Source organism: Arthrobacter cheniae (assembly GCF_003602275.1).
Lineage (GTDB): Bacteria > Actinomycetota > Actinomycetes > Actinomycetales > Micrococcaceae > Arthrobacter_D > Arthrobacter_D cheniae.
Genome location: NZ_QZVT01000001.1, coordinates 481780 through 500857, shown reverse-complemented (window position 1 = coordinate 500857; position 19078 = coordinate 481780). Strand labels below are relative to the sequence as shown.

The window sequence follows — 19078 nt, the reverse complement described above, 5'->3', positions numbered from 1 at the left end:
AGAACGCTCAATCCACGCGCCCGGCGGATGAGCGCCTTGCAAATCCCGGGCAGTCGAAAGGAAATTGCATGTCACGTGCAGTAGGTATTGACCTCGGAACCACCAACTCGGTCGTCTCGGTCCTCGAAGGCGGCGAGCCCACCGTCATCGCGAACGCCGAGGGCGCACGCACCACGCCGTCGATCGTCGCTTTCTCCAAGTCCGGCGAGGTCCTGGTCGGCGAGATCGCCAAGCGCCAGGCCGTCAACAACATCGACCGCACCATCGCGTCGGTCAAGCGCCACATGGGTACGGACTGGAACGTCGACATCGACGGCAAGAAGTACACCCCGCAGGAGATTTCCGCGCGCACGCTGCAGAAGCTCAAGACCGACGCCGAGAGCTACCTCGGCGAGAAGGTCACCGACGCCGTCATCACCGTTCCGGCCTACTTCAACGACGCCGAGCGCCAGGCCACCAAGGAGGCCGGCGAGATCGCAGGCCTCAAGGTGCTGCGCATCGTCAACGAGCCCACCGCGGCTGCTCTCGCCTACGGCCTCGACAAGGGCAAGGAGGACGAGCTCATCCTCGTCTTCGACCTCGGCGGTGGAACGTTCGACGTGTCCCTGCTCGAAGTCGGCAAGGACGAGGACGCCTTCTCAACCATCCAGGTCCGCTCCACAGCCGGCGACAACCGCCTCGGCGGCGACGACTGGGACCAGCGCGTGGTCGACTACCTGCTCTCGCAGGCCAAGGCCAAGGGTGCCGACCTGTCGAAGGACAAGATCGCCCTCCAGCGCCTCAAGGAAGCAGCCGAGCAGGCCAAGAAGGAACTGTCCTCGGCGACGTCCACCAACATCTCGCTCCAGTACTTGTCCGTCACGGCGGACGGGCCAGTCCACCTCGACGAGCACCTGTCGCGCGCCAAGTTCCAGGACCTCACCAAGGACCTGCTGGACCGCACCAAGAAGCCGTTCCACGACGTCATCGCCGAGGCGGGCATCAAGGTGTCCGACATCGATCACATCGTCCTCGTCGGCGGCTCGACCCGCATGCCCGCAGTCGTCGAGCTCGTGAGGGAACTCGCAGGCGGCAAGGAGCCCAACAAGGGCGTCAACCCCGATGAGGTCGTCGCCGTCGGCGCTGCACTGCAGGCCGGTGTCCTGAAGGGCGAGCGCAAGGACGTCCTCCTGATCGACGTCACCCCGCTGTCCCTCGGTATCGAGACCAAGGGTGGCATGATGACCAAGCTCATCGAGCGCAACACGGCCATCCCCACCAAGCGCAGCGAGACCTTCACGACGGCCGACGACAACCAGCCGTCCGTTGCCATCCAGGTCTTCCAGGGTGAGCGCGAGTTCACCCGGGACAACAAGCCCCTGGGGACCTTCGAACTGACCGGTATCGCGCCGGCCCCCCGCGGCGTCCCTCAGGTCGAGGTGACCTTCGACCTCGATGCCAACGGCATCGTGCACGTGTCCGCCAAGGACAAGGGCACCGGCGCGGAGCAGTCGATGACAATCACCGGTGGAACCGCGCTGTCGAAGGAAGACATCGACCGCATGGTCCGCGAGGCCGAGGAGCACGCAGCCGAGGACAAGACGCGCCGCGAAGCAGCCGATACCCGCAACGGTGCCGAGCAGCTCGCCTACTCGGTGGACAAGCTGATCTCCGACAACTCGGACAAGCTGCCCGAGGAGGTCAGGACCGAAGTCCAGGCCGACGTCGACGCCCTCAAGAAGGCACTGGAGTCGCAGGACAACGACGCCGAGGTGAAGACAGCGTTCGACAAGCTGCAGGCCTCCCAGTCGAAGCTCGGCGAAGCGATCTACGCCTCCGCCCAGCAGGATGCGGGCCAGGCCGGCAGCGCACCCGCCGATGATCAGTCAGCCTCCGCAGGCACCGACGAGGACATCGTCGACGCCGAAGTGGTTGACGAAGATGCCAACGAGAAGAAGTAGTCATGCCGCACCACGGAAATGAAGAAGAGCACCAGTCAGAGCCGGTGAGCTCATCCGACAACCGGAAGATCGACCCCGAGACGGGCGAAGTCCGTGGGCAGCAGAACGACGCCGGCGCTCCGGCCGCGGAGGGATCCGCGGCCGGTAGCCCGGTGGCTCCCGCAGATGGCTCCTCCGAGGGGGATGCCCTGGCGCAGGCCGAGGCGATCCTGAACGAGGCCGGCGCCGAAGACGAAACCGACCCTACGGCGAATGTCATCGCGGAACTCCGCGACGACCTCCTCCGCCTGCAGGCCGAATACGTCAATTACCGTCGTCGCGTCGAGCGTGACCGCGATGTCGCTCGTGACCAGGCGGTCATCGGTGTGCTCAATTCGCTGATGCCGGTCCTCGACGACATCGATGCGGCGCGTCAGCACGGCGATCTCGCCGACGGTCCCTTCGCGGCGATCGCGGGCAAGCTCGAGAACGTCCTGAAGGCGTACGAACTCAACCGCATCGACGAGGTCGGCGTCGCATTCGACCCGAACATCCATGAGGCGCTCATGCAGCAGCCGAGCGCGGACGTCCAGGCTGATAGCGTCAGCCAGATCCTCCGTGCCGGTTACCGCAAGGGCGAACGCGTCCTTCGGGCTGCGCAGGTCATCGTGGCGGTTCCGGAGTAGGTTGTTCGCCGCTCTACGGTCCCGGGTTGCGTGGTCCTTCGGGATCACGCAACCCGACCACATTTCTTAATCGTTCCTAGGAAAGGAGACGCCAATTGGCTAGTCAGGATTGGGTCGACAAGGATTTCTACAAGATCCTCGGTGTCTCCAAAGATGCGTCCGACGTCGACATCAAGAAGGCCTACCGGAAGCTCGCCCGCAAGCACCACCCCGACCAGAACCAGGGTGATGCAGGATCCGAGCGGACGTTCAAGGACGTATCGGAGGCTTATTCGGTGCTGTCCGACGCCGAGCAGCGCCAGCAGTACGACGCCATCCGTGCGATGGGAGGCGGAGCCCGCTTCTCTGCCGGTGGCGCGGGCGGTGGAGCCGGCGGCAACGCCGGGTTCGAGGACATTTTCGGGAACCTCTTCGGCCAGGGTGCGGGGGCGCGCCAGGGCGCGGGGCCGCGTCAGCGCACCGGCTTCTCGAACAGCGACCTGCCTCCCGAATTCGCCGACCTGTTCGGCGGCGGGGGCATGGGCGGCGGTGGTTTCCCCGGCGGATTCCAGACCGCCCGTCCCCAGAAGGGCGCCGACCGCACGGCCAGCACATCGATCTCCTTCGCGGGAGCCATCAACGGGACCACGATCGGCCTGCGCGAACCCTCGGGTGAGCAGATCGACGTGCGTATCCCTGCCGGCATCCGGGACGGACAGAAAGTGCGCGTGAAGGGCAAGGGACAGCCCGGCCAGGCGGGGCCCGGAGACCTGATGGTCACGGTCTCGGTCAAGGAGCATCCGCTGTTCAAACGCGACGGCGATAACATCCGCGTGCACGTCCCTGTCAGCTTCCCGGAGGCCGCCCTCGGCGCCCAGATCGAGGTGCCGACCCTGACCGGGGAGATGGTGAAGATGCGCATTCCCGCCGGGACGCCGTCGGGCAGGACCCTGCGGCTCAAAGGCAGGGGAGTGACGACGTCCAAGGGCACGGGTGACCTGCTCGTCACCGTCGAGGTGAGCGTGCCCCAGAACCTGTCGAAGGAAGCGGAGGCAGCCGTCGAGGCATTCCAGGCCGCCACCAAGGACGCCGATCTGCGAGCGGGTCTGGCCGCGAAGGCGCGCCTGTAGCAGTACGTTCGAGCGATAGCCGAGAGCACCTGCAACGGAAGGAGGCCAGTCATGGATTACACGATGCCCATCTACGTCATCTCCGTAGCCGCTGAGCTCGCCGACATGCACCCGCAGACGCTGCGCCAGTACGACCGGCTGGGCCTCGTGACGCCCAGCCGGGCGCCCGGCCGGGCGCGGCGCTACTCGCAGAAGGACGTCGGGACCCTGCGCGAGATCCAGAGGCTCTCGCAGGAGGGTGTCTCCCTCGAAGGCATACGGCGCATCCTCGAGCTCGAGAACCAGGTCACCGCTCTACAGTCACGCATTACCGAGTTGTCCGCCGAGCTGGCGTCCCGCCGGGTGCTGTCCGAATCCAGCCGCATCTTCGCCGCGGGGCTCGCGGGCGACGTCGTCACGCTGGCTCGCGGACAGCGCCCCCGCCCCCGCAGCCAGGCGCTCGTGGTGTGGCGTCCCGATACGGTCAGGGCCCCCGCACAGTAGCCGGTACCGCATGCGGCCCGGTCCGGTGTCGCTCGAGCGGCACGGGCGGCACGGACGGCAGCGCCTCGACGCTGCCGTCCCGCGCCACCGGAGGGCGCATGCCCGTACGAATTCCGGGCTCCGTCCTGCTATTCGCTGCGCGTCATGATCCAGACGCACGCGTCGGGGGCGAGGAATCCGTCCACCGCGGCATCCGGAGTGCTCGCTGCGATGACCGAGCCCGATGGCAGGGGAACGGCGAACTCACCCATGTTCAGCAGCACGAGGACCTCACCGTTCAGGAAGGCCACGACGTCGGTCTGCTCGAGGTCGCGCGACCAGCTGAGCGAACCCGCCCCGAGGCGCAGGTCGCGACGGAGCTGAAGGGCCGTGCGATACAGCGACAGGGTCGAATCTGCATCCGCCGACTGGACGTCCCGCGCATACTCGGCCCATTCCTCCGGCTGGGGGAGCCATGGTGTCGGCGCGCCCTCGGCCTCTACGAAACCGAACGACGGCGCATCCGCCCGCCAGGGGAGGGGCACACGGCAGCCGTCCCGGCCCAGGCGCTCGCCACCGGTGCGGGTGAAGGTCGGGTCCTGCCGGGCGTCGTCGGGCATTGCAGTGTGGTCAGGAAGCCCGAGCTCCTCTCCCTGGTAGAGGTAGATACCACCGGGAAGCGCGAACATGGCGAGCGATGCCGCGCGGGCGCGGGCGAGGCCCGTCCGGATGTCGGGCTGCGCGTCGGCCCGACCGATTCCATCTCCGCCTCGCGGCGCTCCGGCTGTGAGGCCGAAGCGGCTGGTGTGGCGGACGACGTCGTGGTTGCTCAGGACCCAGGTGGTCGGGGCACCCACCGCGTCGAAGGCCAGGAGCGACGAGGAGACGACGTCACGGAGGCCATGCGCGCTCCAGGGGTGGTGCAGGTAGGCGAAGTTGAATGCCTGGTGCATCTCGTCCGGTCGGACCCAGCTCGAGAGCCGGGGCAGGGGATCGATAGAGGCTTCCGCGCAGAGGATGCGCTCGCCGTCGTACTCGGCGAGGATGCTGCGCCACCGGCGATAGATCGTGTGCACCTCCTCCTGGCCGAACATCGGCGCTTCCCAGCCCGGGTAGCCCTCCGAGGATCCGCCGTCCGCGCGGCCGTGCCAGTCCGGCAGGCCCTCGGCCTTGACGAGGGCGTGTGCGACGTCGACGCGGAAACCGCCGACGCCGCGATCCAGCCAGAAGCGCAGGATCCGTTCGAACTCGTCACGGACGTCCGGATTGTCCCAATTGAAATCGGGCTGAGAGGAATCGAACAGGTGCAGGTACCACTGGCCCGCGGTGCCATCGGCATCCGTGATCCGCGTCCAGGCGGGACCGCCGAAATGCGATTGCCAGTTGTTCGGCGGCTCGCTGCCGTCACCGCGTCCTTCACGGAAGACGAACATGGCGCGCTCGGCGGAACCTGCCGGAGCGGCGAGGGCTGCCTGGAAGAGCGCATGCTCGCTGGAGCAGTGGTTGGGCACGAGGTCGACGATCACGCGGATCCCGAGCTGGTCCGCCCGCTCGACGAGCGCGTCGAAGTCCGTCAGCGTACCGAACAGCGGATCGACGTCGCAGTAGTCGGCGACGTCGTAACCGCCGTCGCGCTGCGGTGAGGTGTAGAACGGCGAGAGCCAGACGGCGTCGATGCTGAGCTCGGCGAGGTGGCCCAGCTCCGACGTGACGCCCGGGAGGTCTCCCATGCCGTCACCGTTGGAATCGCGGAAGGAACGCGGGTACACCTGATAGATGACGGATGAGCGCCACCACTGGTCGCCGTCGGACGGGGCGTGCAGCGGGGGATGGAAGGAGTCGGTCGAGGTCAGTTTGTCGCCGTGGAGGACGGGGGCGATTTCAGGCATGCGGACTATTGTAAGGCGCACGGGGCCGGAGTTGTAAGCGCTTGCAAGGCCACCGTGTCCCCGTCGGTTCCCCCGCGCGAGCGCGATCAGGAATCCGCGTCCTTCGTTCTGCCCGGCCCACGGTTCTGGGACGCTCGTCAGGAATGGCCGGCGCGGTACTCATGGGTGGAATTTGTCAGGAGACGCGGGCAGACTGGAGGGATGGAAGCCACTCCCGGATCGCACCATGTTTGAGCTCTTCGTCGAGGCCCTGGCCATCGGTGCCGGGGTGCTGGCCACCCTGGGCGCGGGGACAGGTATCGCGGGTTGGCTCGTGGTCCGTAAGGTCCGGCGCTCACGGATCATCGAGCGCACCAGGGACCGCGGCATGCTGGCCGCACGGGCGTATGCGCCGGACCGCCTCACCCGCGAGCCCGCCCGCCTGATCGGCGACCTCAACCGGTCCTCGCGCGCTACCCACCTCGCCCTCTCCGAGGCCACGGCGCAGGGCCGCCCGGTTGGAGACCTGCCCCGGGCTGCCGCGGAGATCGACCAGGCGGCAGCGTCCCTGGGCAACCTGCTGCGGGCAGCCGACCGCGAGCCGAACCGGGCACTCAAGCAGGAGTGGACCGCGGACCTGGCCGCGCAGGCGGGAGCACTCGACGAATTGTCGGCCGATCTGCGCCGTTGCCTCCTGCAGACCTCACGGTCCATCGATACCCGGCAGCTGGATCAGGCTACGAACCGTCTCCGCACCGAGATCTCCGCCATGACAATATGGCGGGACAGCTACGGGAACCGGTAGGCCTGGTAACCGGTTCGACAGGTAGCCATTCCAACCAGCAACCCCAGGGGTCCAACGTGTCGATCAAACGCCGCATCACGCGCATCGTGAAGGCCAACCGCAATGCCGACCTGGAGGCGAAGCAGGATCCGCGGGTCCAGGCGCAGAATGCCCAGACGGCGCAGCGCACCCTGCTCGACCAGGCGCGGCGGGGTGCGGCCGACGTCGCAGCGCACCACCACCGCGTGGGGCTCGCTGCCAATGAGGCCGCCGCCTACCTCAACCGCGTCGAGGCTGCAGCTTCCCTTGCCGTACAGCGCGGGGATGACGACGCCGCACGGGCGGCGATCCGCGAGTCCATGACAGCGCGACGACGCCTCGAGACACTGACGGGTCAGCTCCGGGAGGCGGAGCAGCAGGCCCGCAGGCTCCACGACGACGTGCAGAGGCTCGAATACCGCGTGCAGCAGAACGCGATGGAGTACGACGCCCTGCTGGCCCGCCGCGCGGCGGCCCAGGCGGCGATCGGCGTTCACGATGCACTCGCATCCTCCTCACGGGAGGCCGCCGCGATCGACGCTGCGCGTCGCAACGCCGAACTCGAGGTGCGGCGCTTCGAAGCCCAGGCCCAGGCGCGCGAGGAGCTGTCCTGGTCGGACCCGTCCTCGCCGCGACTGCAGCAGGCTTTCGAGGAGCTCGAGGCGGAAGCGGCTGCGCAGCAGGAACTCGAGGAGCTCAAGCGGAGGGGATCGCGAGGCTATCCGCCAGCGCAGTACTGAGGGAGCGCAGCACGGCGTCGTCGACGTCGTCCGCACGCCGCAGCCGGACGCGCCAGGCGAAAGGGTCCTGGGCGGCGCGTACCGGTTCGAGCCCGGGTAGCCCGGGTATTTCCAGGCGGAAGTACAGATCGACCGCCGTCTTGGTGGACGGTGAGAGCTGGGCGAACTTCCGCCGGGAGGTCTGCAGCGACACGTAGGTCTTCCGCATCTGGATGATCACTCCCGGCGTCTCCGAGGCCCACAGGAGGATCCGGTCGGAGATCGGCCTGAGCGTCGATCGGTCCGCGTATTGCCCGTCGTAGAGCTCGTCGGCCGAGCGCAGGAAGAACTCGGGAAGCCCGAAGACCTCCCAGTCGATGCTCATCAGGTTGTAGCCGGTGATCCCTTGGCCCTTGAGCCACAGGGACAGCTCGTCACGGGTGCCGACACCCGCCGTCCGGGCCTCTGCGGCCCAGTCCGCAGGTGTCCTGCCGGTGGTTCGGATCAGCCGGGCCGCGTTCGCCTCGACCATCGACTGCCAGCTCTGCATCTCACTCATGCCGACACTGTAGTAGGGGACCAGCAGGAGGGCACCAGCGCGCGTGCCCGGGCGCCGGGAGGGGCGTCGGGGCGCGTTGCTACACTCGCCCCATGACTGATCTGAGCGGTTCGCACGTCCTCGTCGTCGGCGCCACGGGCGTTCTCGGTGCGGAGCTGTCCCGCCAACTCGTGACACAGGGCGCCCAGATCACCGTCTCGGGGCGCTCGAAGGAAAAACTGTCCGCGCTCGCCGACGAACTCGGGGACGGCGTCGTCGGCCAGATCGCCGCAGACCTGGGAAAGCCCACGGGACCAGCGGATATCGCCGCCGCCGTGTACGGTCGCGAACTCAACGGTGTGGTCTTCGCCTCCGGTGTCGTGGCCTTCGGCCCCGCCGTCGAGGTGGATGACGACACCCTGGACGAACTCATGCTCGTGAACCTGCTCGGCTACATGCGGCTCATGCGCGAGGTGGCGCCCAGGCTCGGGAAGGACTCCTTCATAGCGCAGATCAGCGCGGTCGTCGCCGAGAGCCCGACGGCAGGAATGGCCGCGTACTCCGCGACGAAGGCGGGTCTCAGCGCCTACGGGAAAGCCCTGACACTGGAACTGCGTCGGCAGGGTGTGCGCGTCCTCGATGCGCGTCCGCCGCACACGGAGACCGGGCTGGCTACGAGGCCCATTGCCGGGGCGGCCCCGAAGCTGCCGCAGGGGAAGGACCCGAAGGCCGTCGCCGAGCGGATCGTCACCGCTATCCGGGAGGGTGAGCGGGACCTGCCGTCCTCGGCGTTCTAGTACCTCCTCGCCCGACGTGGTCCTGCAGCTGTTGCACTCGCTGCGCAGACCAGGGCAGCGACGGAGAAGGCGAGAATCGGGCTTCCTGCCTGCACCATGAAGCCCGCGAGGGGTGCGCCTGCCGCCTGACCGAAAACCAGGGCTGTGAACAGCAGGGACGTTGCCCCCGCCCCGGATTGCCCACCCGGAGCCGACGCGGTCGCGGCCCACAGGATCAGCACGGACGTCGCCGCCGTGTATGCGAGGCCGAACAGGCCTGCGGCGAGATAGGCCAGGAGGGTATTGCCGGGGGCCGCGCCGACAACGGCTGTCGCACCGGCCGTGACGAGGGTGAACGTGGACCACGTCGTGGGGATCGAGTGGGCTGCGAGCCACGGCGCCAGCAGTAGTGCCCCGGCGCCTCCCGCGCCCAGGGCTATCCAGGCGCCCGCAGACGCCCCGACACTCATGCCACCGGCCTGCTCGAGGATCGCTCTGCCGTAGACCCATACCGCGGCACAGCCGACGCCGAAGGCAAAGGCTCCGACGAGCGGTCGGGAGAGGCCCCGCAGGCTCGATCTCGAGAAGGACGTGGAAGCGACCGCGCACGGCGTCCCGAGGCGTGCATCAGTGCCTCGGTCGAAGTGCAGGACCGCGAGCGTCGATGCAGCGGCGATCACTGCCGCGAGGATCCAGGCGATCCGCCAGGCGTCCCCCAGTACGAGGGACAGGATCCCCGCCAGGATCACGCCGAAACCCGTGCCCGAGTTCACCACCGATTGCAGTCGGGCCTGACGTGACTGCTCCGTATTCCGCCTCACCAGTTCGACCAGCGCGGGTGAGGCGAACCCCGCGCCCATGCCGGCCAGAAGCACCGCTGCGGCGAAGGTCCCGGTGCCGGGGGCGAGGGCAATCCCCGTGCTTCCTCCGGCCGCCGCGAGTCCGGCGAGGACCGTGACCGTCCTCGGACTGTTCCCGGCATGGCGGAAGCCGACGGCGGCCGCGACGCAGTAGAGCAGCGAGGCGCCGGAGGAGAGTAGCCCGCCGAGGGCGGGCGTCAGCTCGAAGGATCTGGAGAACGCAGGCAGGAACAGTCCGTATCCGAGCCGGGCCAGACCATAGGTGGCTCCGATCAGGGTGACGGCCGAGCCGGCGAAGGAGAGGTATAACGATCGTTTCATTAGAACGAACGTTATAGTCTTGCTGCATGGCACCACAACCCCCGGCACGTGAACGGTTACTTGATGCGGCGGAGGATCTCGCCGCCACCCAGGGTGTGACAACCACGCCCGTGGACGTGATCCTCGACCGGGCGCAGGTCTCGCCGGCGACGCTCTACGCGCACTTCGGCAATAAGGAGGGACTCATCACCGAGGCCCTCCGGCGCAGGCTGGCTCGATGGGACACCACGTGGCAGGAGTGCGTCGACGAGGCGGGCACGCCCGAGGAGAAGCTTCTTGCCCTTTTTTCCGCGCTCTCCCGGCACAGGCGCTCCCTCACGCCGTCGCGGTGGTGCGTGTTCCTGGGCGTCGCCGCTGAAACACCTCGGCCGGGCCAGGACCTGGCGGACACCCTGGCGGCGGACACGGATCTGCTGACCCACCGGCTCGAGGGCCTGGCAACCGCGCTGGTGGAGGACGGGCAGGCACGGATGCTCGCTCGCCAGATCATCCTGATCTACACGGGAGTCCTCGGGATGATCCTGCGTGGGGCGGAGGTGGAGACCGCCACCGCCGAGGGTCGCCGAATCGCTGCCCTGGCCGTTCGGTCCTGTACCGGTCCATCGGAATCCCACCTGCCCTGAGGGCGGCCCGTCGCTCGTTGTGCGGCTGTGTGGCAGGCGTCCAGCACGTCGTCGGACCCGTCATGCAAAATCCTGCACTTTCTTCCAGCCGGGATCGATCGCGTGCCTGATAGCGGCGGATCGATGTTCCCGGGCTGCGGTGTCGAGGACGTCCCTCCCGTTCTGATCCTCGGAATCCGAGTAGAAGTGGAAGGTCCGCACACCTTTCGAGGTCTCGGCCGCGACCAGCATGCCGCGGATCCCGACCGATCGCACGAGCGAGTTTTCGAAGTCGTCCAGCCGGTCGAGGGACTCCGGTCGGGGGAGCCCCTGCTCGTCGGCGTCGAACCTGACCCGCAGCGCCGTATGGAGGTCGAAGCGGGGATGGTCGATCCAGCGCAGCGGACGCAGGACGCGGACGAGGATCGGCTCGCCGGTCCCGAGGGTGCCCTGCATGGTGATCCAGCCCGGCGCGGGGAGGGTCCGTGCGAGGTCGGTGACCAGAGTGGGTAGCCCGACCGCCGGGATGCTGTCCAGGACGTCGTCCACGATGCAGTCGACGCGGCGTACCCACCGCTGGACGTCGTCCTCGCCCAGTAGCCACTCGAGTAGCAGGACGCAGAGGCCATGCTCGTCGTCCCATTGACCCGTGAAAGCAGGGTTGTGGACGGACACGATGAATCCGTCGCCTGCTCGCGTCACGGCCGCGTGGACGCGTGTGCGGCGAAGGTCGAAGGTCCTGCCGCGGTAGGTGATGGTGGAGTCCAGCATGTCCGGTTTGGCGCTTCGCGCCGGAACGAACTCCCAGCGCCTGTTCGACGGCGGCGACGCCCGGTACCACCGCTCGGCCACGGGACGCAGTGACGCGTCCCCGCCACTCGAGACGCACAGGGTGTGCTCCGCGTCGGTGCCCGTCCGGGTCTCCCACTCGAGTCCGCGGGAGATGGCCTGCACGCGGCGCGTCATCACGCCTACGTAGGCATCGAAGTCCCCGGCGCGTGTGGCGGTGGTCAGCAGGTCCTCGCCCTCGTCGGCCCACCACTGCCAGAACTCGGCGATCGGGTCCGTTCCGGTGCCCCGACCGGAGCTCTTCCGGCGGCTGAAAATACCCATGTCACCTGCGTTCCACTGGTTGGCAGCCGGGATCGTCCGGCTGCTCCGACTCCAGCGAATCTACCCGTGAGGAGCGCCGCCTGTGAGGCGGAGGCGGCGTGTCGACCGCCGTCGGACGTGGCCGGCGAATGTCGCCGGGTCGCCGGGGTCAGCGCGTCGTGCGCCCGGATGCGCCGGGCGCACCGCGGAGCACGAGAACGGCGAGGAGTCCCGCTGTGATCGCCAGGGCCGAGGTGAACCCTGCGACACCGATCCAGCCGTAGTGCCCGAAGAAGAGCCCGCCCACCCAGCCCAGGCTGCTCGATCCGGCGTAGTACGCGAAGTTGTAGAGGCCGGACGCCTGCGCGCGTCCCGTGGTTGCAAGCACGGACGTCCACCCGGACGCCACGGAGTGGGCGGCGAAGAAGCCGCCCGTGAAGATGACGAGACCGACGACGACGAGGGGGAGCCAGCCCGTCAGGGTGATGGCGAGGCCGGCCAGGATGACCGGCACAGCCGCGAGGAGCACCGGGAGTCGCCCGAACCGCCCGCTGAGGTCCCCCGCCAGGCGCGATGTCACCGTCCCCGACAGGTAGGCGAGGAACAGCAGGCTGACGAGGGAGGCGGGCAGCAGGAACGGTGGGGCTTCGAGCCGGAAACCCAGGTAGTTGTAGACCGCGACGAAACCGCCCATGAGGAGGAATCCCTGCGCGTAGACCACCAGTAGCCGCGGTGACCGGAGATTGGCGCCGATGCGGCTCGCCAAGGAAGGCCCCTGCCCGTGCAGGACCGGGAGGAAGCCGCGGGGACGGGGGGAGAGCAGGATGAAGGCGATGGCAGCGGCACCCGCCATGACGCTGACCGCCAGCACACCCGCGCGCCACCCGAGCAGTTCTCCGACGGGTCCTGCCACGAGGCGCCCCGCCAGGCCGCCGAGCGTCGTCCCCGCGATGTAGGTCCCCGCCGCAACCGCGGCGTGGAGCTTCTGCACCTCTTCGTGCAGGTAGACGAGCGCCGTCGCGGGAACTCCTCCCAGGGCCGTTCCCTCGAGGAAGCGGAGAACGATCAGCAGTTCGAACGTTGGCGCGAGAGCGGCCAGGAAGCCGAGGACGACGGCGGCCGCGATAGCCCACGTCATCGTCCTCCTGCGTCCCACCCGATCTGCCACGGCGGACCACGGGATGACGGCGAGGGCCAGGCCCAGCGTCGCCGCGGACACCGACAGTGCTGCATCCGCGGGGGAGACACCGAACTCGGAGGCGACGCCGGTCAGGACACCCTGCAGGGAGTACAGCTGCGCGAAGGTCGCGAGCCCGGCGAAGAGCAGGGCCAGCAGGATCTTCCGGTAGGCGGGCGAGTCCTTCGCGTGGCCCGGCCAGGCGCCGCTCATGCGTGGGCTTCGGGCGCGAGGCGTCGGAGGGTCATCAGCACCGACCGCTCAGCGGCGGCGGTAGGCGAGGTCGAAGACCATCCGTCCGGCCGTGATCGCCTTGTTCTCGAAACTTGTGAGCGTCCGGCCCTCGAAACGAGGTGCCCAGCCGCCGCGCTCGTCGATCCCCTCGTTGACGCCGGTGTTCCCGGTGCTCACTGGGTCCTTGCCTTCCCGGACGGGTGCGCCGCCCACGACCGATTCGACGCGGCTCTCCCACACCTGGGTGAGGGGGCTCGCGGCACCGGTGCGCTCGCCGTCGTGCAGGTTCTCGAAGTGCTCGCTGGCGTCGAGGACAGCGCGCATCTGCACCGCGTAGCTGGACCAGTCGGTGGCGAGGCGGAAGATGCCGCCGGGCTCGAGGATCCGCGCGGCACGTTCCACGTAGTCCGCCTTCACGAGCCGGCGCTTGTGGTGGCGGACCTTGTGCCAGGGGTCCGGGAAGAACGTCCACAGCTCCGCGACGGACGACGCCGGGATCATGCCCGCGAAGGCCTCGGCCGCATTCACCTGTGCGGTGCGCACGTTGGTGAGATCCTTCTGGCTGATGCGCAGCATGGTCTGGGCCAGGCCCGGCCGGTAGACCTCGAGGGCGAGGTAGTCGCGGTCCGGGTCGAACTCCGCAGCATGGGTGATCGCCTCGCCGAGCCCCGAGCCCACCTCGACGACGAGGGGTGCCGAACGGCCGAACGCGGCGTCGACGTCGAGCACGAAGCCGGGAGCTACCGACGTGTCGGCGGTCTCGATGCGCGGAACGTCGATGAGGAATGCCTCGGCGAGTTCGTCCCACGCCTCGCGACGTCGGCCCTGGAGGCGGGATCCCCGCCGAACGAAGGACACGGGCTGGGTGCGGTACGGCTGGTCGGGGGTCTGTTCTTGAGGCTCCATCACCTCCAAGGCTACCGGCAGCGGGTCAGCGGGCTGCGGTCAGCGGGCCCGTCCCGGCGGCCATCCGTGAGATGGCGAGCTGCGCGTAGAGCGCGGCACCGTCGGCGAGGATGCTGTCGTCGAAGACCGCGTACGGCGAATGGTTGAAGGGGGATGTACCCGGTTCCACCCCGGGGGTCACTGCCGAGAGGAACAGGAACGTCCCGGGGACGGCCTCGAGGATGCGCGAGAAGTCCTCCGATCCGCTCATGGGCTGCGGCATCGTGACGTACCGGCCCGCGCCGAGGAGTTCAGCGACCTGCGCCTCTGCGTGCGCGGTCTCGTCGTGGTCGGTGATGGTCACGGGGTACTCGTGGATGTACTCGATGTCCGCCTCGAGCCCGTGCGCGGCGGCGAGGTGCCGCACCAGGCGGGGTGCCGCCTCGGTCATCCTGTTCCTGTTCGCGGTCGAGTACGTCCTGACGGTCGCCTCGATCCGTGCCGTCTCCGGGATGATATTGCGCTGGGTGCCCGCGTGCAGCACGCCGACGGACAGCACCACGGGATCGAACATGTCGAACTGCCGGGTGATCATGACCTGCAGCTGCGTGACGATCTCCGCAGCCACGGTGACCGGGTCCTTGGCGGAGTGGGGCGAGGATCCGTGACCGCCCGCTCCGCGCACAGTGACCATGAGTCCGTCCGACGCCGACATGAGCGGACCACCGCGGCTGGCGAACACCCCGGTGGGTAGCAGCGATGACACCACGTGGAGCCCGTAGGCCGCATCGGGCGCCCTGCCCGCCGCGCCCAGGACGCCCTCGCGGATCATGACTCCCGCGCCGTCGTGGCCCTCCTCGCCCGGCTGGAACATGAGGACGACGTCGCCCTGCAGCTCTGCCCGGCGCTCGGCGAGCAGCGTGGCGGCTCCCGCGAGCATCGAGGTGTGGAGATCGTGCCCGCAGGCATGCATCACGCCGTCGATCGTGGAGGTGTAGGGAACACCCGTGGCTTCCTGGACGGGCAACGCGTCCATGTCGCCACGGAGCAGCACCACAGGAGTGACTCCCCGTTCGCGGGATGCCGCACCTCCTCGCAGGACGGCGGTGACCGACGTCGTATTCGAGCCGAGCGTGATCTCGTAGGGGAGGCCGTCGAGCGCCTGCAATACCTTCTCCTGCGTGCGCGGCAGCTGCAGGCCGAGCTCCGGCTCGCGGTGCAGGCGATGGCGCAGGTCGGCGATGTCACCCGCCATGGACCGTGCGTCCTCGAGAAGGGCGGCTGGGGACAGGGTCATGGATCTCCTCCTGGCGAAGCTTCGGCGCTGGTCCTCCCACTCTCCCAGACGGAAGGGTCGGGGGTGCGGGGCGGAGTTCCGGCACGGCCTTTCAGGTGAGTTTCACCTTCCGGGAGAAAAGCTTCTGCAGGAGGATGAAGGCGAGCAGCAGGGCACCGATCACGATGCGCGTCCACCATGAGCTGAGGGTTCCCTCATAGGAGATGAAGGTCTGGACGATCCCGAGGATGAGCACTCCGGCGAGGGATCCGAGGACGTAGCCGTACCCTCCGGTGAGCAGCGTCCCGCCCACCACCACTGCGGCGATGGCGTCCAGCTCGAGGCCTGTCGCTGCAAGGCTGTACCCGGAGAGGCTGTAGAAGGAGAAGAGGATGCCTGCGATTGCTGAGCACAGACCGCTGATCCCGTAGACGAGGACCTTGGTGCGCGGGACGGCCAGCCCCATGAGGAGCGCGGAGGACTCCCCGCCGCCGATGGCGTACACCGTGCGGCCGAAGCGCGTCTGATGCAGGACGTAGAAGGCGATGGCGACGACGACGAGCGCGATCACGACGCCGGGCGCGATGAACAGGTTCCCCGTCAGGGGGATCCGGGCCTGTGCCATGGCGGTGAAGAAGGGATCGGTGACGGTGATCGAGTCGACGCTGATCACGTAGCACAGTCCTCTGGCGAGGAACAGCCCGGCGAGGGTGACGATGAACGGCTGGATCTCGAACACCTGGATGACCAGTCCCATCAGCAGCCCAAACGTGGCGCCGGTCAGCAGGACGAGGGCGATGACGGCTATCGGGTTCCAGCCGGCCTGCAGGAGTGCCGCTGCAATCATCATGGACAGGGCGACGACGGAACCGACCGAGAGGTCGATACCGCCGGTGAGGATCACGAAGGTCATCCCGACGGCCAGCACGATCAGGAACGTGTTGTCGATGAGGAGGTTGAGGAAGACCTGTCCCGACAGGAAGCCCGGGTACATGATCGCTCCCGCGGCGAACATGGCCAGGAACAACCCGACGGTGGCGAGGGTGGGCGCATAGCGGGCCTTGCCCTGCAGCCTGCTGATACGGGTGCGGCCCTGCGGGGCAGGGGTACGGGTGAGGACCGACATCAGACTGCCACCTTCACTTCGGCTTGTTCCGTCAGCGGACGTTTGCGTTTCCCGAGGAGGGTCCGCGCCTTGCTGGACTGCAGGAGGCAGACGATGATGACGACGAGCGCCTTGAAGACGAGGGTGACCTCGGGCGGGATGCCCAGGGTGTAGACGGTCGTGGTGAGGGTCTGGATGATGAGTGCCCCGACGAGAGTCCCCACGAGGCTGTAGCGTCCCCCGGCCAGGGACGTCCCGCCGATCACGACGGCGAGGATGGCGTCCATCTCGATGTAGAGTCCGGCGTTGTTCGCATCGGCAGCCGTGACGTTGGAGCTGATCATGAGACCGGCGATGGCCGCGCAGAGGCCGCTGAAGACGTAGACCGTCCAGGTGATGGTGCGCGCATTGAGCCCGGCGAGGCGGCTGGCAACAGGATTGATGCCGACCGCTTCGATGAGGGTGCCGAGGGCGGTCCGCCGCGTGAGCAGCCCGGCGACCGCGAAGGCTGCTACCGCTATGAGGATGGAGATGGGAAGGCCGAGGAAGAAGCCGGCGCCGATCGCCTGGTAGGGGTCGTTGGAGACGGAGATGATCTGACCGTCCGTGACCAACTGGGCCAGGCCCCGGCCGGCTGTCATGAGGACGAGGGTCGCGATGATGGGCTGGATGCCGATGACGGCAACGAGGAAACCGTTCCACAGCCCGAGCGCCAGACCCGCGACCACGGCGATGGACACACCGATGGCAGCGGTCCGCAACGAGGTGGGATCGGGCGAGTTGTAGATGTAGGTGCAGGACACTGCACCGGCGATGGCGGCCACTGCCCCGACGGAGAGATCGATGCCGCGTGAAGCGATGACGAGTGTCATTCCGAGCGCGATGAGGATGGTCGGGGCCCCGTTGCGGAGGATGTCGATCAGGCTGCCGTACAGGTGGCCGTCCTGGACACGGACGGACAGGAAGTCCGAGCGGAACAACTGGTTCAGCACGAGCAGGAGCACCAGGGCGAGTACGGGCCAGGTGAGGCGATGCTTCAGCAGGGCGTTCATGCGTTGGATCCCGCGATGATCGTCATGACGTCTTCCATAGTGACTCCGTCGTTGGGTATGTCGGCGACCATCCTGCGGTCCTTGAGGATGGCGATGTGGTCACTCAGGCGCAGTACTTCCTCGAGTTCGGCGGAGATGAAGATGATCGACATGCCGTCGGATGCGAGGCTGCTGATGAGCTTCTGGATCTGCGTCTTCGCTCCGATGTCGATGCCGCGGGTGGGTTCGTCGAGGATGAGCAGCTTGGGGTTGGTGATGAGCCAGCGGGCGAGCAGCACCTTCTGCTGATTGCCGCCACTGAGATTCTGGATCAGCGCGTCCTTGTTGGCCGGGCGGATGTCGAGGGCCCTGATGAATTTCTCGGCCAACTGGTCCTGGGTGTGGCCGGGGACTCTCCGCAGCCAGCCCTTGCTGGCCTGCATGGCCAAAACCAGGTTGTCGCGCACCGAGAGGTCGCTGATCAGGCCCTCCTCCTTCCGGTTCTCGGAGGAGAAGGCGACGCCCTGATCGATCGCGGAGCGCGGGGTGCGCAGGGTCCGGGCCGTACCGCCGATCCGCAGCTGCCCCTGGTCCGCACGATCCGCGCCGAACAGCAGCCGGGCGGTCTCGGTGCGGCCCGAGCCGAGGAGTCCGGCGAGTCCCAGGATCTCTCCGGCGTGGATGGCGACCGTCACATCCTGGACCGACCCCTTCCGCCCCAGGTTCTCCGCCTGGACGAACGGCACCCGTTCCGACCTGTCCGGTTCCCTGCGGCTTTCCGCCTCCTCCAGTTCGGCGAGGGCGTCCATCTCCTTGCCGATCATCTTCGAGATGAGCCCCATGCGCGGCAGGTCCCGGGTCATGAACTCACCCACCAGCTTCCCGTTCCGCAGGACGGTCATGCGGTCGGAGATGTCGTACACCTGTTCCAGGAAGTGTGAGACGAACAGGATGGCGACCCCGCGGTCCCGAAGGGTCCGGATGACCGTGAACAGCTGCTGCACCTCGTCGGAGTCGAGGCTGGACGTGGGTTCGTCGAGGATCAGCACCTTGGCGTCGACCTGGACGGACCGCGCGATCGCGACCAGCTGCTGGATGGCGATCGAGTGGGAGGACAGGATCGACCCGGGGTCGATATGTCCCAGTTGCAACTGCTCGAGGACGTCCTTCGCCTTCCGCCGGACCTCGCGCCAGTGGATGCCTCCCCGACGGCGGGGCTCCCGGCCGAGCAGGATGTTCTCCTCGACCGAGAGGTTGGGGCAGAGATTGACCTCCTGGTAGACCGTGCTGATCCGTGCGGCCTGGGCTTCGGCAGGGGTGGAGAAGCTGTGCTGGACGCCCATGACGGTGATGGTGCCGCCGTCGATGGCGTAGACGCCGGTGAGTGCCTTGATGAGAGTGGACTTCCCGGCTCCGTTCTCGCCCATGAGTGCGTGCACTTCGCCCTGGAACAACCTGAGGCTGACACCGTCGAGGGCCTTGACCCCCGGGAACTCGATGGAGATGTTGTTCATGTCGACTACGGGGACGATCTCGTTCATGTCTGTGTCTTCCTGCGCGGGATGCGGTGGGTGGGAGCCCACCGCATCCCACAG

The 19078-nt window shown here is 67.9% G+C and carries 18 protein-coding genes; 8 read left to right on the top strand and 10 right to left on the bottom strand.

Translation table 11 applies throughout. From position 1 onward, the window contains the following. The first annotated feature begins 68 nt into the window (after positions 1-68). From dnaK to D6T63_RS02330, 4 genes are all read left to right on the top strand, one after another. Positions 69-1940 (top strand): molecular chaperone DnaK, encoded by a 1872-nt coding sequence (dnaK, locus tag D6T63_RS02345; RefSeq protein WP_120147393.1) that lies wholly within the window; start codon positions 69-71, stop codon positions 1938-1940. A gap of 2 nt (positions 1941-1942) precedes the next feature. Next, on the top strand, positions 1943-2605 hold the full coding sequence (locus tag D6T63_RS02340; RefSeq protein WP_120147392.1) for a nucleotide exchange factor GrpE: 663 nt from the start codon (positions 1943-1945) through the stop codon (positions 2603-2605). Positions 2606-2700: 95 nt separating this feature from the next. Continuing rightward, the gene (locus tag D6T63_RS02335) at positions 2701-3714 is read left to right on the top strand and encodes a DnaJ C-terminal domain-containing protein (protein WP_120147391.1); all 1014 of its coding nucleotides are present in this window, start codon (positions 2701-2703) and stop codon (positions 3712-3714) included. Between the two features lie 51 nt (positions 3715-3765). Next, positions 3766-4197, top strand: coding sequence for a heat shock protein transcriptional repressor HspR (locus tag D6T63_RS02330; protein ID WP_120147390.1), 432 nt, complete (start codon positions 3766-3768; stop codon positions 4195-4197). A gap of 128 nt (positions 4198-4325) precedes the next feature. Here D6T63_RS02330 and D6T63_RS02325 read toward each other — a convergent pair whose 3' ends face one another. Continuing rightward, positions 4326-6065 carry a glycoside hydrolase family 13 protein gene (locus D6T63_RS02325; RefSeq protein ID WP_120147389.1) on the bottom strand — a complete coding sequence of 580 codons (1740 nt, stop codon included), beginning with the start codon at positions 6063-6065 and terminating at the stop codon, positions 4326-4328. Positions 6066-6291: 226 nt separating this feature from the next. On the opposite strand from D6T63_RS02325, the gene D6T63_RS02320 reads away from it, so the two are divergent. Together D6T63_RS02320 and D6T63_RS02315 are read left to right on the top strand one after the other, a co-directional pair. Further along, positions 6292-6849 carry a hypothetical protein gene (locus D6T63_RS02320; RefSeq protein ID WP_120147388.1) on the top strand — a complete coding sequence of 186 codons (558 nt, stop codon included), beginning with the start codon at positions 6292-6294 and terminating at the stop codon, positions 6847-6849. Between the two features lie 56 nt (positions 6850-6905). Beyond that, positions 6906-7607 (top strand): PspA/IM30 family protein, encoded by a 702-nt coding sequence (locus D6T63_RS02315; RefSeq protein ID WP_182976847.1) that lies wholly within the window; start codon positions 6906-6908, stop codon positions 7605-7607. Here the strand turns inward: D6T63_RS02315 and D6T63_RS02310 are convergent. After that, positions 7564-8145 carry a hypothetical protein gene (locus tag D6T63_RS02310; protein ID WP_147394283.1) on the bottom strand — a complete coding sequence of 194 codons (582 nt, stop codon included), beginning with the start codon at positions 8143-8145 and terminating at the stop codon, positions 7564-7566. The two genes, D6T63_RS02315 and D6T63_RS02310, sit on opposite strands and share 44 nt — an antisense overlap. A 92-nt stretch (positions 8146-8237) precedes the next feature. On the opposite strand from D6T63_RS02310, the gene D6T63_RS02305 reads away from it, so the two are divergent. Next, entirely contained in the window at positions 8238-8921 is a 684-nt protein-coding gene (locus tag D6T63_RS02305; protein WP_120147385.1) for an SDR family NAD(P)-dependent oxidoreductase, read from the top strand. On the opposite strand, the gene D6T63_RS02300 is transcribed toward D6T63_RS02305, so the two are convergent. Further along, positions 8918-10081 (bottom strand): MFS transporter, encoded by a 1164-nt coding sequence (locus D6T63_RS02300; RefSeq protein ID WP_120147384.1) that lies wholly within the window; start codon positions 10079-10081, stop codon positions 8918-8920. The genes D6T63_RS02305 and D6T63_RS02300 overlap by 4 nt on opposite strands. Before the next feature lie 26 nt (positions 10082-10107). Here D6T63_RS02300 and D6T63_RS02295 point away from each other — a divergent pair, with 26 nt between their 5' ends. Continuing rightward, positions 10108-10704 carry a TetR/AcrR family transcriptional regulator gene (locus D6T63_RS02295; protein ID WP_120147383.1) on the top strand — a complete coding sequence of 199 codons (597 nt, stop codon included), beginning with the start codon at positions 10108-10110 and terminating at the stop codon, positions 10702-10704. 60 nt (positions 10705-10764) lie between these two features. Here the strand turns inward: D6T63_RS02295 and D6T63_RS02290 are convergent, their stop codons facing one another. The 7 genes from D6T63_RS02290 to D6T63_RS02260 form a co-directional block, all read right to left on the bottom strand. Beyond that, positions 10765-11796: a DUF695 domain-containing protein gene (locus D6T63_RS02290; RefSeq protein ID WP_120147382.1), complete on the bottom strand. Its 1032-nt coding sequence runs from the start codon at positions 11794-11796 to the stop codon at positions 10765-10767. Positions 11797-11944: 148 nt separating this feature from the next. Next, a complete protein-coding gene (locus D6T63_RS02285) occupies positions 11945-13165 on the bottom strand; it encodes an MFS transporter (RefSeq protein WP_120147381.1) in 1221 nt (406 codons plus the stop codon). A gap of 48 nt (positions 13166-13213) precedes the next feature. Then, entirely contained in the window at positions 13214-14092 is an 879-nt protein-coding gene (gene trmB, locus D6T63_RS02280) for a tRNA (guanosine(46)-N7)-methyltransferase TrmB (protein ID WP_120147380.1), read from the bottom strand. 25 nt (positions 14093-14117) lie between these two features. After that, entirely contained in the window at positions 14118-15368 is a 1251-nt protein-coding gene (locus D6T63_RS02275) for a M20 metallopeptidase family protein (RefSeq protein ID WP_120147379.1), read from the bottom strand. Between the two features lie 91 nt (positions 15369-15459). Continuing rightward, the gene (gene yjfF / locus D6T63_RS02270) at positions 15460-16473 is read right to left on the bottom strand and encodes a galactofuranose ABC transporter, permease protein YjfF (RefSeq protein WP_120147378.1); all 1014 of its coding nucleotides are present in this window, start codon (positions 16471-16473) and stop codon (positions 15460-15462) included. Continuing rightward, on the bottom strand, positions 16473-17504 hold the full coding sequence (locus D6T63_RS02265) for an ABC transporter permease (RefSeq protein ID WP_120147377.1): 1032 nt from the start codon (positions 17502-17504) through the stop codon (positions 16473-16475). Before D6T63_RS02265 ends, yjfF begins: the two co-directional genes overlap by 1 nt. Continuing rightward, a complete protein-coding gene (locus D6T63_RS02260; RefSeq protein ID WP_120147376.1) occupies positions 17501-19024 on the bottom strand; it encodes a sugar ABC transporter ATP-binding protein in 1524 nt (507 codons plus the stop codon). Before D6T63_RS02260 ends, D6T63_RS02265 begins: the two co-directional genes overlap by 4 nt. Positions 19025-19078: the final 54 nt, after the last annotated feature.